Source organism: Proteus mirabilis HI4320 (assembly GCF_000069965.1).
Classification (GTDB): domain Bacteria; phylum Pseudomonadota; class Gammaproteobacteria; order Enterobacterales; family Enterobacteriaceae; genus Proteus; species Proteus mirabilis.
On record NC_010554.1, the window covers coordinates 2,834,158 to 2,852,140 of the forward strand.

Genomic DNA, 17,983 nt, shown 5'->3' on the forward strand with positions numbered 1-17,983 from the left:
TTAGTAGGAAATTGAATAAGGTAATTACAGAATGGATAACTATGAAGATTATTATACTCAGTCTGCTGAAATGTATGATATTTTAAGCGAACCTCATTGGGAAACTCGTAAAGATACATTTATAAAATCCTTGAAGTTTATGGGAGTAAAAACAGGCAACTGGTTAAATATAGGTTCCGGCACTGGCCAAGAATTAAGTATAATTGCGCAAATGTTTCCAGACATACATATTTTTGCAATTGAACCGTCTGCATCTATGCGTATTGGCCTAATGACAAGAATTATGATGTTACCTGAAATACAACACCAAGTAACTGTGATTGCTGATACATTTCAAAATACCATTCTACCAAAATCATTTTCTGCCGCTATTATATGTGGCTGTATAGGATATTTTAATCAGAATGATAGAAAAATATTATGGAATAAGCTTGCAAATGGGCTAGAAAAAAAAGGTGCTATTTTGGTAGATACAATGCCGTTTAATACGCCTTGTAACATTTCTAAGATACTATTAAATAGTAAAAAAATAGGGAACCATATCTATGAAATTTATTTAAGTGGCAAACCTATAGATCAAGAGGCTATTCGTTGGAATATGAATTTTAAAATCATAGAAGACGATAAAGTCATACGAAATTTTAATATAGAAAGAGATTGGTATACTTTTGGAATTGAACAAGTAATTAAGGAGGCATCAAGAGAAGGATTGGTCCATGAAAACATTAGCTCAAGTACTGTACCAATGGCAATCCTCCGCCATAAATAACTCATAATTAAGGTATAGAAATGAAAATATTAAGTGATATTAATAACATAAAAGAATTATGTTCCAAGCAAATAAACATTGACAAAAATAAATTTTCAGATAAGGACAATCTGATAAAATTAGGTCTTGATTCAATTGGATTTATGCAATGTTTATATATTTTCCAAAAAAATGGTTATGCTATAACATTAAAAGATTTGTATTTAAATCCAACAATAAAAGGATGGTATAAAATATTAAAAAAATCAGATATAAATAAAAAAGAAAGAAAAGATAATATATATACACATAAAACAATAAAAAATGCTGGTGAGTTTTCACTTACACCTATACAACATGCCTATTTTGTCGGCCGTTTGAATAAACAAACTCTTGGTGGTGTTGCTTGCCAAATTTATCAAGAATTTGATGGCACCCCTAAATTTACTCCGGAAAGTCTAGAGAAAGCATTAGTATTATTATCAAAACGTCATCCCATGTTGAATATAGTATTTCACCAACAGGGTACACAATTTTGGTCTCCTAACCCAAATAGAAAATATGTTACATATCATGATTTTAGTAAATTACCAAAAGATGAGTATGAGAAAAAACTTTTACAATTACGGGAAAAATTAAGCCATCAGGTACTAAATGTTGAAAGCGGTCAGTTAATTGATTTTCACATGATATCGCTACCTAACAACAGATATCGTTTATGTACTAATATTGATATGTTGATTGCAGATGGTACAAGTTATTCATTACTCTTTACTGAACTTTGTTTATTATTGAGCGGAGAAATACTGCCTCAGTTAGATGAGCACTATGACTTTTACCATTATTTACAAGATAAAAAACAGTATGAAAACAAAGAATCAGCATATCAATATTGGAAAAATAAAATCCCAAACCTACCAGACTCTCCTCTTCTGCCATTATATATGGATCCAGAAAAAATAAATAAAATAAAAATTAAACGCCTTAGCTGGACATTTAGCTCAAAAGAATGGAAAAACTTTAGTAATTTGGCTAAAGAAAATAATATTACACCTTCCATTGCATTAGCAACCTGTTTCTCATCTGTACTTGCAAGATGGACTGGCCAAAATAGCTTATTACTCAACTTTACATTATTTGATAGAAAGCCATTAGCCCCTGCAGTTAATAATATTATAGCTGATTTTACTAATGTCATTCTTTTAGAAATGAAAACAGACAATCGACCATTAATTTCATTATCTAAAGACAATCAAAATACATTTATTGAAGCTTGGCAACATTCTGATTATTCTGGTATTGATATCATTAGAGACCTTCGTAAAAATGGCACCCATCCTTATGGGTGTCCTGTTGTCTTTACTAGCCATATTAATCAACCACTTATTGATAAAAATATAGAATCTGTATTAGGTTCTATAGGATGGGGAATATCACAAACCCCACAAGTTTGGCTTGATCACATGGCAATTAACAAAAGTGGAAATATTGTTTTACAGTGGGATTATAACAATGACTTGTTCCGGAATGATGTTATAACAACAATATTTGATGTTTATATTTCTCGTATACGCCAACTTGCCAACGATCCTAATGCCTGGATTGAAACCCAACCTGATTTAATTCCTAAAAAACAATTAAAAAATAGAATATCAGTTATCAAAAAAGATAATTCACTATTACCACATACACTGCATAAGTCTATTTTCCATAATTATTCAAATTCATCAAAAATTGCTGTCATTGATATCGACTCTCAGGAATGGAGCTACAAAAAATTATTATCTAAAGCAACAATACTCAGTGATCAAATAATACAACAAGGTTATAAACCAGAAGACAGAATTGGTGTATGTATGCCAAAAGGAGTAGGGCAAATCATTAGCGTTCTGGCTATTTTATTAATGGGGGGAACTTATGTTCCGATTGATGTACTACAACCAGAAGAACGTATAAACCGCATTGCTAAAAATGCTCAGCTTTCATTACTCATCGTATCTGATAGCGATCCATCCTATTCAATCTATGCTACATTTTGTAACAGGATTGTTTGGCAAAAAGTTCAACCCTCCGAGAATAAACCACTACACAATATAGATATATCTCCTCATCAAGCAGCTTATGTTATTTATACTTCAGGTTCTACTGGAGAGCCTAAAGGTGTTGTTGTATCCCATGCCAGCGCAATGAATACCTGCCTTGATCTCAATCGGCGATATAACATTTCAGACAAAGATCGGGTACTTGCCATATCAGCACTACATTTTGATCTGTCTGTTTATGATATTTTCGGTGTTTTAAATGCCGGAGGGACTCTTGTATTAGTTAAAGAAGATGAGCGCCGTAATCCTGATGCATGGTTACGACTTATTAACCAACATAAAATAACACTTTGGAACAGCGTACCTGCACTGTTTGATATGTTACTAACCTATGCAGAAGGAATAGGGTCATCCATTCCACAATCGCTGCTATTAATCTATCTCTCTGGAGATTGGATTGGGCTTGATCTCCCGACACGTTACTATAATTTCTGCCCTGATGGACAAATAGTCGCCATGGGAGGTGCCACAGAAGCCGCTATTTGGTCTAACTATTTTAATGTCACAACATTAGACCCATCCTGGAGCTCGATACCTTATGGATATCCTTTATCCAACCAACGTTATCGTATTGTTAATGCTAGAGGAGAAGATTGCCCTGATTGGGTATCAGGAGAACTTTGGATTGGTGGTGCAGGCGTTGCGTTAGGCTACCTAAACGATCCCGAAAAAACAGCACAACAGTTTGTAAAACAAAATGGTGAAAATTGGTATAAAACAGGTGATATGGGAAGATATCTCCCTGGCGGTATACTTGAATTTTTAGGAAGACGTGACCGCCAAGTTAAGATTGGCGGATACCGTATAGAACCAGGGGAAATTGATGCTGCATTCAATAAGCTTCAGGGTGTGCAAAATGCGATTACACTATGCCTTGGTAATGGTAATAAAGAAAAAGCATTACACTCTTTTGTGATACTAAATTCGGGTAATTACCAGGATATTATCAGTTCAAATAGCACCTTTTCTCCCCTCTACTATCTGCGCTCAACCCCAATAAATGTACAACAACAATCCCAAGAAACGGCAATCATAGCTGGATTTTTATATGATTATCTTACTGAACAAAATATTGATTTCGACAACCTCTTGTCAGAAAAAAAATCAGCAGATGACCATAGCATTATCGCTAGCTATCAGTCATTAATGGCTAATTGGCTAAATTTAATAGCACAATATCCACAAACTACACTCAATTCCCCCCCAACTAATAGTACCCAGCGAACGCTAATAGAAAATTTGCAGCGCCACAAAAACAATTTAACAGACATACTCAAAGGTAAAAAATCAGCTCTAACACTATTTGATGATCCCTATTGGTCACCAGAACAAGTCACTATGCGTATTGATGGAATGCACTACTCCTTAGAAAATTTACTACAACAAATAAGAGAACTTCATCATTCACTAAAAAGGCCAATAAAAATCATTCAATTAGGTGCTAGAAGCGGTATTTCAGCAAATTATATTCTGCAACGATTACCCACTAATATGGTTACCCTACTGCTAACTGATGAGTCTCTTTCAATGGTAACGCAAGCTAACCAAAATTTATCAGATTATCAAAATAGTTATGCTGAGCCTCTTACAGAAGTATTTCTTCATAAAAATCGATATAGTGCAGATATCATTTGGATGAACAATTATCTTCATCGATTAGACAGCCCACAAAAAGAGATACAAAAATTCGTTTCACTCTGTGCTCCGAGTGGAATGATTTTTATACAAGAAGTGTTACATGCCCCTGCACAATCACTGATAAGCATCTCTTTATTACAACAAAATGGTAGTGATCCTGCTGATGAATTATTAACAGCAAAAAAATGCAAAGATATCTTTAGCGCTTCTACTGCGACTTATAAAAGTGAAGGAGTTAACGGCGAAATATTGACACAGTTATACCAAGCACCAGAAAAAATTTATTTACCAGATAAAAATAAGCTAGAGCATGATTTGCGCCAATTTTTACCAGACTATATGATCCCAAAACATATTTATTTTCTAACTGAGTTCCCCTTAACCGCAAATGGCAAAATAGATAACCAATCATTAAAATTGTATTGTCAGGAATACCAAGAAGAATACCTAAATCAACAACCTATCAATGGTAAAGAACAGATCATCATAACAATATGGCAAAAGCTCCTTGGCACCAACAAGATACACCGTCACAGTCATTTCTTTCGTGAAGGGGGAGATAGCCTAGTTGCTATTCGATTGATCTCTGATTTAAACCATATTGGCTACCAAGTTGAACTGGAGCATATCTTTGCTTATCCGATCCTTTCTGATTTTGCACAAAATATAAAGCAGAGCGAAGTTTTCGAAAAACAGCCAGCAATTTCACATAACGAGGCGTATAGATACAATCCATTTCCACTCACTGATATTCAGCAAGCTTACTTAGTTGGACGGCAAAATAATTTTACACTTGGGGGTGTTGGTACACATTTTTTTGTCCATTTTATAGCGGAAAATTTAGATGTACCTAAATTAGAACGTACAATTAATCAGTTGATTTCTCGTCATGATATGTTACGTGGTGTCATTATTAATGGACAACAACAAGTACTTAAAAAAGTTCCTTATTATTCCGTTAAAACGCATTATATCCCTACAGAAAAAAGTGACTCTTTTCTAGTATTACGAGCTCAACTTGCTAACATTGTTTATGATCCAGAAATTTGGCCTTTATTTACTATTCAAGTTATCAAAACCAAAGAACAACCAGATCATATTTTTATTAGCCTTGATAACTTATTCCTTGATGGAATGAGTATGCAGATATTTTTCAGTGAGCTAAAAACACTGTATATGGAGCCAAATCACCAATTTATCCCTCTAGATATTACTTTTCGAGATTATATTGATTGTGATGCCTATCCGATTAACACACAAAATGATTGGGAATATTGGTTAACGCGTTTACCACAATTACCACCAGCCCCACAATTGCCACTAATAAAAGATCCAGCACAGATTGTGCAACCTCGCTTCTCGCGTTTACAAACATCATTATCTACTTCTGTTTGGCAAGCACTACAACAAGTTGCTCAGCAAAATAATGTTACGCCAGCAGCACTTTTGATTGCTGCTTATTGCGCCACATTATCCGCATGGAGTAAAAGCCCTGAGTTAACAATTAATTTGACATTATTTAATCGGCATCCTGTACATCCTCAAATAAATGAAGTACTTGGTGATTTTACCTCATTACAATTACTCGATTGGTATACCTGTGATCTTTGGTCAAACAGTATCTCAATGATGCAAAAACGTTTACATAAAGATATGCAACATCGTAGTGTTTCAGCCATTAAAGTAATGCGTGAAATGGCAATTCAACGACAGATGTCTCATATAGAGATACCTGTCGTTTTTACCTGTGCATTGGGCTATAAACATGATGAAGGTTTTCTTTCTCATCATTCATGGCTAAAACCTGTTTGGGGAATATCACAAACACCACAAACATGGCTAGATCATCAAGTATATGAGTCAGACGGTGAATTATATTTAAACTGGGATTTTGTCGAACAATTATTTGACTACACAACCATTTTTTCCATGTTCCAGCAATATGAACATATACTCACTAAACTGGCTACTGAACCACAATCTTGGCAATTGCCACTAAATAAACTTATACCAAGATGCAATAATCTCGTCATCACCCCAGTTTTCAATGCCAAAAATAATCAAAACACACATTATAAACAATCTACTGATACACAAAAAACAGGTCAGACAATACAAAAACTACAACAACTTGTTAAGCAAGTTATTGGAATAACGTTAGCACCTGAAACAAATTTTTTCGAAGCAGGTGCCAGCTCTTTACAATTGGTTCAACTTCATGCAGCACTACAAAAAAATGGCTATAGCCATATTACAATTACTGATCTGTTCGCTAGTCCAAATCTAAGTACATTAGCGCAATTGCTTTGGCAAAACACTTCACCAACATGTGAGCAATATTCCGACCGAGACAAACACAAAAACAAGAGAAAGAAACGGTTACAACTACGAACTCATAGTAGATAAAGGATATTAATCATGCTGAATTTTGAAACTTTCTATGGTAATAGTGAACCTATAGCTGTTATTGGTCTTTCTGGTCGCTTCCCTGATGCACAAAATATTGATCAATTTTGGCATAACATAATTAATAAACACGATAGCTCTCGTCTTTTTTCTGAAGAAGAACTAAAAGCCGCAGGTGTCGCTGAACAAACTTATCATTCACCTGATTTTGTTAATCGTGGCGCGCCGTTAGATGAAGCGGAATATTTTGACGCTACTCTATTTAATTATTCACGCTCAGAAGCTGAACTTATCGATCCCCAGCAAAGAATTTTTTTACAAGGTGCTTGGCATGCTTTAGAGCATGCTGGATATGCCCCTTGCAATATAACCATCAAAACAGGCGTTTTTGCTTCAGCAAGAATGAGCAGCTATCCTGCCCAGCAAGATTTAGCATTGCACAATATTGGCCATGTCCGTGGCATGCAAAAATTATTAGGGAATGATAAAGACTATCTCGCAACACGTATTGCATATAAATTAAATTTAACTGGTCCAGCATTAACTATACAAACCGCTTGTTCTAGCTCCTTAGTTGCCGTACATATGGCTTGTGAAAGTTTACGCTCTGGTGAATGCAGTATGGCTATTGCTGGTGGAATTGGTATCACATTTCCACAAACCGGTGGTTATCTATATCAGAAAGGCATGATCTTCTCACCAGATGGTATTTGTCGTCCTTTTGATGCAGAGGCAAACGGTACTTTTGCTGGTAATGGATTTGGTATTGTAGTGTTACGTCGTCTTGAAGATGCCTTAGTGGATGGAAACACAATTATTGCTGTATTACGTGGTAGTGCCATTAATAATGATGGTCATCAAAAAGCGGGATTCACAGCTCCCTCCGTAGCAGGCCAAGTTTCAGTTATTAGAGAAGCAATACAACTGGCCGATATTAAAAATGAAGATATTGAACTTATTGAAGCACACGCAACAGCTACACCATTAGGTGATCCAATTGAGTTTAGTGCATTATGTCAGGTTTTCGCTGATCGCTCTCTTACTGCTTCTAAATGCGCTATTGGCTCAGTTAAAGGCAATATCGGACATCTGGATACAGCAGCAGGTATCACTGGCCTAATTAAAACGATATTAGCGGTAAATAAAGCACTTATTCCTCCATCTATGCATTTTAATCACCCAAATCCTCAATTACAAATAGAAAAAAGCCCGTTCTACATTCCTAAAAACCCTAAAGCTTGGTCTAGCAGAATACGAACTGCTGGTGTTTCTTCATTTGGTATTGGTGGAACAAACTGTCATATCATTGTGCAATCATTGCCTGACTCATTAGTATCAATCAAACCTGAACAAGAGGTAGACAATAATTTTGAATACTCATTATTGCTTAGTGCCGCCACAAAAGAGAGTCTAAAAAAACTTGCTGGTGATTATGCACCATTAATAAAAATTACCCCAGCAAACATTCTGGCTCATAATGCATTACAGCAAAGACAACTCAACTTACCATGGCGCTTATCTATCCCCTTAACAAGTGAGAGTGATATTTCACTGTTAGCTTTCTCTCAAGGAAGTGCTGATTCTTTAATACAATATGGTCATACATCAACAAATAAGAAAATAGCGTGGCTATTTTCTGGTATGGGATCACAATATCCTGCTATGGGTAAAGTGATGTACCAACATTCAACAACATTTGCCGAAACAATCGATCGTTGTGAGCAAGCATGCCTGCAACACTTAACATTTCCGTTAAAAGAAGTCATGTTTGGCCTACATAGCGATAAACTTGTTAATGCCAGTTATATTCAAGCGGCTATTGTCGCCTATGAAATCGCAATGGCAGCACATTGGCGAGCAATCGGTATTTTACCTGAAATAATTGTAGGTCATTCTTGCGGAGAATATGCCGCAGCCGTTATCGCTGGTTTCTATACAATCGAACAAATGATGCCACTTGCTGTATATAGTGGACAATTAATGGAAAGTCATGTTAATGGTGAAATGATTGCTGTATTTGCAGAATATCAAGATATTCAAATCATTGCTAAACAATGTCATGTTGAATTAGCTGCAATTAATGGCCATAACAACTTATCATTCGCGGGGCAACCCGATGATATGCAAAAGTTTACTCAAATATTGAAAGCAAAGAATATTCGATTTAGAGAAATGAATAACGTGTGTGCTGCTCATACCTCTTATATTGATAATATTCTTGATCAATTGATGGAATTTACTGAGTCATTATCAGCCTCACAAGGAAAAATAGCCTTAGTCTCAGGCTATACAGGGCAATTAATTTCTCAAAAAGAACTTCAACATCCATCATATTGGGCTCAGCAACTACGCAATACAGTTATGTATCAAGATGCAATACAAACGTTAGTCAATCATGGTGTCACCCATGCTATGGAATTAGGACCAACTTCTGTATTAAGTGATCTTGGTGAACGTGAAGGCATTACTGAGATTAGTTGGATACCAACTGCCAGAATGGGAGTTGATGAAATTCAGATGAAACAACAGGCTGCAACAACCCTATTTATTGCAGGCTATGATTTACCATGGCAGTCACTGTTTAAAACTCAAGGAAGTTATATACCATTACCTCTCTATCCCTTTGAAAAACAATATTATTGGTATGAAAAAAAGGATAGTGAAAAATATCAACCACAAAAAAGCGCATTTGATTTACCTATTAGCCAAGGTCGTGAAACGGCATTAAAAGCGCTTACAACACTCGATCTTCCTCGTTTAAACTCATTTAATTCAACACTTACCACTTTACATAATTATTACGTCGATAAAATGATATGCTCGTGTTTAGGCCATGAGTTGAATACCCCCATGTCTGTAATCGATATTATGCGAGCAGGACGCATTTTACCCCGCTATTATCAATTATTAGTACGTTTATTAGAGGCCTGTGTTGAGGATGGATATTATATTTACCAACAGATAAATCAGCACAACTACTATAAAAAAATAAAATCTATTTCTAGTGATAAATTACCATTATTATTCCATCAATTACAATTAGATAGCGAAGGTCTTCAATCTATTCCTGACACCGTCAAGCGAGCAGGAGAGCAACTCTACGATATGATGACAGGCGTGATTGAACCTGTTTCAGTGATCTTTCCTGAAGGTGCATCTCAAGGTGTTGAAGTTCTCTATCAAGATTTTAGTTTTGGTCGTTATTTTAACCAAATTGCTGCCGCGGTACTTAAAGGATTACTTTCTCACTACCAGCCCACTGTGGCTAAGCCTTTGCGAATTATTGAAGTCGGTGGTGGCACGGGAGGAACCACCTCTTGGCTGCTACCTATTTTATCAACCATACAACATGTTGAATACGAATTTACCGATATTTCACCTATCTTCACCCGACGTGCCGCACAAAAATTTAGTCAATATTCATTTGTTAACTATCGAGAGTTCAATTTACAACAATCCCCTGAAATACAAGGTTTTCAATCTGATTATTATGACATTATTATTGCTGCTAATGTTATTCATGCCACTCAACATATTGGAGATACATTAACTGCTCTTCGTACTTTACTGCGTTCCAATGGTCATTTGCTTATGCGCGAAATAACCAAACAAGCTCGCTTATTTGATTTTGTTTTTGGCCCACTGGTGTTACCCCTCCATGATGAAAAGATCCGTAAAGGAAAACTATTTTTATCACCAGAATTATGGCATCAACAGTGTCGCTTAGCAGGATTTCAACATATTCGCTGGTTACCTGATGCATTACCAGAAACCAAAGATATGTGTGAACATATTATTCTCGCCAGTGTTTCGACAGAAAACGATCACTTTGATCAAGAGTTACCTAGTGACACCAAGATACAACAAAGTTCACACTACCAATGGCAATTAACACCTTGTGTGGAACAAGATCTTATCAAGCCAACATTAATATTTAACCATCAACAAACATTGCCTTCTGAAATCACAGCTATTTTATCCGCTATTGGATGTCTTTCTGAACAGGGCGAAAATCAATTAATCGTTGCCAACCTTGCAGATCCTTTAATTATCGCCGAGCAGATCCGCCAAATATTACTGTCATCGTCTGATGGGTTTGTTGTTATCACGCAACAAGCCTGGGCATTAACTGCCATAGAAACGGTTAATCCAGCACAACGTAGTATTCGAAGTTTATTAAAAACTATTCAAAAAGAATATAGCTCAAGGTTAATTGCCATTGTTGATTTAGGTATAAATGCCTCATGGTCTGAATTAGTTCCTGCTTTTATACAAATAGAACAAGGTAATAATGAAATTATTGTTCGTAACCATTGCTGCTACTTACCACAATTAACCCCACTGCCCTCATCTTCTACGATCATAGCGCAGAACATCATGGTATCCCCGCGCTGGCATATTATTACTGGTGGTTTTGGAGGCTTAGGTCGAATTACAGCAAGTTGGTTAGTAAGGCAAGGTGCTAAACGTATCGCTATTTTGGCACCACGAGCTGATAGCAGCGCATTAGATTGGATGAATAACTTACAGAAATCTAACCAGCTAGAAATAAAATGGCTAACATGTGATTGTCGTGATAACGCTAAATGTCATGCAGCACTCACTCAGCTTGAAAATGAAGGTGGCATTGAGGGGCTTATACACAGTGCAGGTATTTTGGATGATGCACTTATGACACAACTCACCCCTAAGCGTATGTCTGACGTATTTTCTGTTAAAGCGATATCTGCCAAGCAATTTTGTGATGCTTTAGAAAAAACAGATGCCAGTTACCTTATTTTATACTCCTCTGCCGCTGCAACTATAGGCTCTGAAGGACAAGCAGCTCATTCCCTCGCTTGTGGATATTTAGATGGATTAGCTGAATATGCACGTCGCAATATCAAGGGATTAACCGTCATTTCTATCGCTTGGGGGGCATGGCAAAGTGTTGGCTTTGTGGCAGAAAAACAACTCCATGATAAATTACAACACAAAGGTATGAGTACGCTTACTACTGAGGAAGGACTGGCACATTTAGATGCTTGTCTGCTAGATAATACCTCTTGTCGCCTTGCAATGCGCTTAGCGACTCCACCTTTAATGACACAAAAAACGCCTTTATTTCATCAGACTAATCATAATGATCATTATGATAACCATGAAATTAATCACACTCGCCAGCTTTGTGAAACCCCAACTCAAACGGATCAAACAGAGCCGGTAAGCCCTAACAGGGTTGATTATCGCGTTGGTGATAACTTAGAACAGTGGCTAACAGCATGTATCAAACAACTGTTGCGTCTTGGTGATGAACATATTGATACTCACATTGAACTATTCCAATTAGGACTAGATTCTCTCTCTTTCCTCGATCTCAGTGCGGAAATTAAGAAACAGTTTGCGGTCAATATTGACGCTGAACAATCTTATGATGATATGACTATTGCTGGTTTAGCCTCAGTTATTCGAACCGCAGCACCTGAGAAATTTACTGTGACAGAAGCACTCCATAATCAAGACAACATTTCCCACACAATGGAGTCAGAACGATATGCCCCATTTCCATTAACACCAATTCAACACGCCTATTGGATCGGACGTAAAAACCTCTTTAACTACGGAGGCGTTGCTTGCCATGCAATTTTTGAATGGGATTGTCAACGCCATATATGGGAGCCGGCCTCACTTGAAAAAGCTTGGAATAAAGTTATTCAGCGTCATGATATGTTGAGAATGATCATAGATGATGATGGACAACAACGTATCTTAAAAGAAGTTCCTTATTTTCATTTTATTCAACATGACCTAACAAATTTAACCCAACAAGAGCAACAAGAGAGCCTAACACAGATAAGGGAAGCCCTTTCTTATCGGGTATTACCGACTGAGTCATGGCCATTATTTGAAGTTGAAATTTCTTGGCTAAATAACGATTGTTACAGATTACATATCAATCTAGATTTACTGCAGTTTGATACCATGAGCTTTAAAATTCTGTTTGATGATCTATTTAACGCCTATTCAGGACAAGAATTAATACCACAAACATTTACCTTCCGCGACTACTGCTTAAAAAATCAAACAAATCGTAACAGTGATGAGTGGAAAATGGCATGGTGTTACTGGCAGGATCTATTATCTGATTTACCTTCTGCCCCATATTTACCGATAAAGAATTCATCCATTACTGAACAACCTCGTTTTACGACTTTCCAACATCATGTTTCTATAGCGCAATGGGACAAATTAAAACAGAGGTGGAAAAAGCATGGTATTACACCATCAGCAGGGCTTTTAACACTTTTTGCTTTAGTTTTAGGTCGCTGGACAAAATACCCAGCCTTTACACTAAACTTAACTTTCTTTAATCGTCAACCATGGCACCCAGATGTTACACAACTTATTGGTGATTTTACCTCTGTACTCCCTATAGATATTTATCTAGATAACGACTGTACATTAAATGAGTCAATGGCAAAAATACAGCGCAGACTTTGGCAACATTTAAGTAAGTCCCAAGTAAATGGTGTAGAGATTTTACGTGAATGGGGACGCTATAAAGGGGATAGTAGCCAATCTCTGTTACCTATTGTATTTACTAGCATGTTAGGTATGACACTAGATGGTGACAATATTGATGAAGCATTAAATCAGCTTTTCGGCCAACCCGTATATAGCTTCGCGCAAACACCTCAAGTTTGGTTAGATCACCAAGTAATGGAAGGAAAAGAGGGGCTAACATTAAATTGGTTCTGCATGGATGACATCTTTGCTGACGGTTTATTAACAATGATGTTCTCTGATTATCAAAGCTTGATCACTCAATTATGCCAAGATGAAGATAATAATCAATCAGTTGATAAGATTATTGCGCAACTTCCTTCATATCAACATTTAGCAATAGATAATCACCTCCAATCACGCTATCAACAACTCGAGCAAACATTGGAAAATCATCCGCAAATCAAACGTGCTCATGCTATGGTAATGGTAAAAGACGATACGAAAGTAGAGCCTCCTCTACAATTACTGTTTGAAGCCTCTTCTGATATTCCACTATCCGTTATTAAACAGCCCAATTGGTTACCTAATTTACTTTCGCCATCAGCTTCACTCAGTGACATTATTGAAAAGAGTTGGCAACGATTTGAGGAACGAGCACGGTATGGCATATGTCACACACTGTATCGAAATGCTCTTTTTACCGAGCTAAACACACCAATCACCCTAGCTGAAATAGTGGCTCGTTTAAAAGCAAAGCCTCAGTATGAGAGGCTACTTAGTCAGTGGCTAGATTTATTATGCCTGCATCACTTATTAACCAAAGAGGGTGATCAGTTTTATGCCACAACACAGTTTATTAACTTATGTTTATCTGCCCCAGTATTTCAACAACCTGTTAATGATTGGGAATATGTACTTTGGGATTACCTTGAACAATCACTAACCCAACATGAATTACTCTTTAGTGGTAAGGTTTCTCCTCTTTCACTACTTTTTAATTCAGATGAAATTACCACAGCACTATACGCCAAACACCCTGCACTAAATTATTTAAATCAATGTGCAAAAGATATTGTTAGTGCAATGGTTGGTGCAACATCTTCACTCAATATTTTAGAAATAGGGGCAGGTACAGGAGCTACCACTCAAGGTATAGTCGCAGTACTTAAGAATACGCATTACTCATACACCTTTACTGATATATCACATTACTTCCTTGATAAAGCGCGAAAAAAATTCACTGCTGTAGGAGAAATGCGCTATCAACTCTTTGATATTAATGCACCAATACAATTTTCTCATCATCCAGATAATGGCTATGATCTGATCATTGCATCTAATGTATTACATGATGCATCACATATCGGCCACGCACTAAAACGGATTAGAAGCCTGTTAAAACCTCAAGGCTATTTATTATTTATCGAAGCAACCGAGTGTCAAAGTGCTATGCAAATGGCGACTGTTGGCTTTATTGAGGGATTAAGTGCATATCAAGATAAGCGTATATTGACGAATAAAGCGATGCTTGATAGTGAAAGTTGGCATGATATTTTAATCAATACTGGTTTTGAAACTATTGGTCAATGGCCCCAAACAGATTCCTCATCTTTGCGACAAACACTCTTTTTAGCCTCTCCCACTCGTGGAGGAAAACCTTATTTAGGTAAATTACGTGATTATTTATCTCATTCTCTTGATCAGAATATCGACTCTTTTGAGTTGTTCCAATGTGAAAATATTGAAGCAACCCTTAATGGCATAGCAACATCATCCGCTCAAGAGCTAAATGAACAGATACAACCTGTTGCAATACCTGATGTACCAACCAATATGATTAATGAAATCATTGCATTATGGTCTGAGTTATTAGGTCGTGAGGTCAATAGTACAAATGATTTCTTCCGTTCTGGAGGAGATAGTTTGATTGCAACCAAAATGATCAGCCAATTACATCAACGGGGATATCCAGCAACATTACAACAGATTTTTACCTATCCATGCTTAGCCGATTTTTGTGCTCATTTAGAGCAGGAAAAGCAATCTCAACGAGAGTACTCCTCTTTGATACCTCTAAGCGCTGTATCTGCTCCAAAACCTTACCACTACTTTATGGTACATGCTTCTGATGGTGATCCCGGTGTTTACCTACCTCTTGCTGAGTCGTTAAATAATACAGTGTGGGGATTAACAGTTACAGATGCTTCAAAACTAACTGATTTGGATACATTGTTATCATTACATTTATCTAGCATAAAAACAGCACAACAGACTGGCCCTTATATTCTTATTGGTTGGTCATATGGTGCTTTTATTGCCAGTTACCTTGCAGAACAACTCTCGCAACAAAATCATTCCGTATTATTAGTATTAATAGATCCCGTCTATCGACATGATTTTATTAAATTTTGTCATGATGACTCAGATAGTTCATCAGATGAAAATAAGCAGCTTGCATGCACTAAAAGACTTATGTCATTCCTACCTGAAAGTGACCTACCATTATCTGATGATATCGCCTGTTTATGGCTGGAAGCCACCAACCACCCAACAGAATGGACATCACCTGAAAAAGAGTGGTACCAACGATTACCGCCACATACCCAACATCACTATTTTTCAGGGGAGCACTGGTCAATACTGCAAGATCGCGCTACCAGCACACATCTGGCCGAAATCATTGATCAGTGGGTGCAACAAAAACTTTCTAATAACGGATATCCATCCGAAGGAGGTAATTAATGAAACCGGCAAAAAAAGTGGTGATTGTAGGCAGTAAATTTGGAGAGGTTTATCTCAATGCATTTATACAACCTCAAGACAAATGGCATCTTATTGGCCTTTTTTCCAAAGGTAGCACTCGTTCTCGAGAATTATCTAAAGCATTCGGTATTCCACTTTTTACTCGATTTGATCAACTACCTGAAAAAATAGATCTAGCTTGTATTGTTGTGCGATCAGCCATTGTTGGTGGCGAAGGTAGCCAACTTGCGCAAGCATTTTTACAACGGGGGATCTCGGTTGTACAGGAACATCCTGTACATCCTGATGAAATTACCAGACTACAATCATTAGCAGAAAAAATGCATTGCCACTATATCGTTAACAGCCTCTATCCACATAATAAAGCAGGACGTTTATGGATAGAAAACACACAGAAGATATATCAGCAAATACAACAACGACCAGTGTGGGGACAAATTATCACAAGCAGGCAATTAATTTATTCCGCCTTAGATATATATTGCCAAGCAATGAAATTACACCCTAATGATATTACAGTCACATTAGAAAAAGATAATACCCCGCTACAATTTCTACGACTATCCAACCCTACTGGTGATTTGCTTTTATGCCTACAAAAACATTTGTCATCTAACGATCCTGATCAGCATAGCCTCGTGATGCATCATATGATATTAGGCTGGCCAGCTGGTTATTTAACTCTCGCTGGAAGTTATGGGCCAGTAGAATGGAATAATGCGCTTTATATTCATCATCACCAAGATAGTAAAAAAGCCATGTATCAATCTCCTGCCACGATGGAGCTTGATGAACCACTGTTTCATTCATTTCATACTCCACCAAATAGTTGGCAGGATGTGATGGAATGTGAAGCACCAGAAGCTATTAATTACTTACTGGCAGAGATAGATAAATGCTGGCAATTACCTAATGATAAAAAACCAATGATTTTACAACCCCATTACCAATTAGCTTTATCTCAATTATGGATAAAAACATTGCAAACAGCAGGTAAAGCCATTGATGGCACAATTGCGCCATTTAAGCGAATGAACTTCACCAAAAGTAGTGGACGGAGAAAATAATGATAAAACAATCTCCCAAATATATTACTCCTTTAAATGAGCAAAATGTAAATAAAGACAATGCTAACCTATTGGTTTGCCCATTTGCTGGTGCCAGTAATAGTGCATTTAACTCGTGGAGATCTACCGATATTTCAGGGTTAAATTGTCAATTAGTTAATTACTCTGGCCATGGTTGCAGATTTAAAGAACCAGCCTTTAATGATATTGGGTTATTAGCCAATGAATTAATAACAATAATAAAGAAATTTTATCCACCACGGCATAATTCATTATTACTTTGCGGTCACAGTATGGGGGCCCAAGTTGCCTTTGAAACTGCTATTCAATTAGAAAAAAATGGCTGGGAATTATCTGGACTAATATTATCAGGCTGCCAAGCTCCTCATATTCAAGCAAGGAGATTACTGAGTGATTTAAATGATGATGACTTTATTCAACAATTAATTGCCATTGGTGGATGTGATGCTGAATTAATCAAGCAGCCACAGTTGTTAAAACAGTTTATGCCATTATTACGTGCTGATTTCCTTGCTACCGAGCGTTATTTTTTTCAAAAAAGCACTAAACGGCTTTTTCATACCCCTGTTTTATTAATGTATGGTAGTCATGATAGTGAAGCTGATAAAAACGAAGTTGAAGCATGGCAAGATTGGATAGATAAGCATTGCACTATTAATTGCATCGCTGGAGATCACTTTTATCCAATTACACGCCCAAATACTTTTTGTCGTTTTATTATTGATTTTTATCACCAATTTATCAATGATTAA

Annotated in this window: 5 protein-coding genes; all 5 read left to right on the forward strand. The window is 36.8% G+C overall.

What is annotated here, in order from left to right; all coding sequences use genetic code 11:
* Positions 1-31: 31 nt before the first annotated feature.
* The 5 genes from PMI_RS12830 to PMI_RS12850 are packed head-to-tail and all read left to right on the forward strand — an operon-like array spanning position 32 to position 17,983.
* Positions 32-769: a class I SAM-dependent methyltransferase gene (locus PMI_RS12830; protein WP_000371013.1), complete on the forward strand. Its 738-nt coding sequence runs from the start codon at positions 32-34 to the stop codon at positions 767-769.
* 20 nt (positions 770-789) lie between these two features.
* A complete protein-coding gene (locus PMI_RS12835; protein WP_012368439.1) occupies positions 790-6,894 on the forward strand; it encodes a non-ribosomal peptide synthetase in 6,105 nt (2,034 codons plus the stop codon).
* Between the two features lie 12 nt (positions 6,895-6,906).
* Positions 6,907-16,122: a type I polyketide synthase gene (locus PMI_RS12840; protein WP_012368440.1), complete on the forward strand. Its 9,216-nt coding sequence runs from the start codon at positions 6,907-6,909 to the stop codon at positions 16,120-16,122.
* Entirely contained in the window at positions 16,122-17,210 is a 1,089-nt protein-coding gene (locus PMI_RS12845; protein WP_000801189.1) for a Gfo/Idh/MocA family oxidoreductase, read from the forward strand. Before PMI_RS12840 ends, PMI_RS12845 begins: the two co-directional genes overlap by 1 nt.
* Complete coding sequence (locus tag PMI_RS12850; RefSeq protein WP_004239723.1) at positions 17,210-17,983, forward strand: thioesterase II family protein; 774 nt, start codon at positions 17,210-17,212, stop codon at positions 17,981-17,983. Before PMI_RS12845 ends, PMI_RS12850 begins: the two co-directional genes overlap by 1 nt.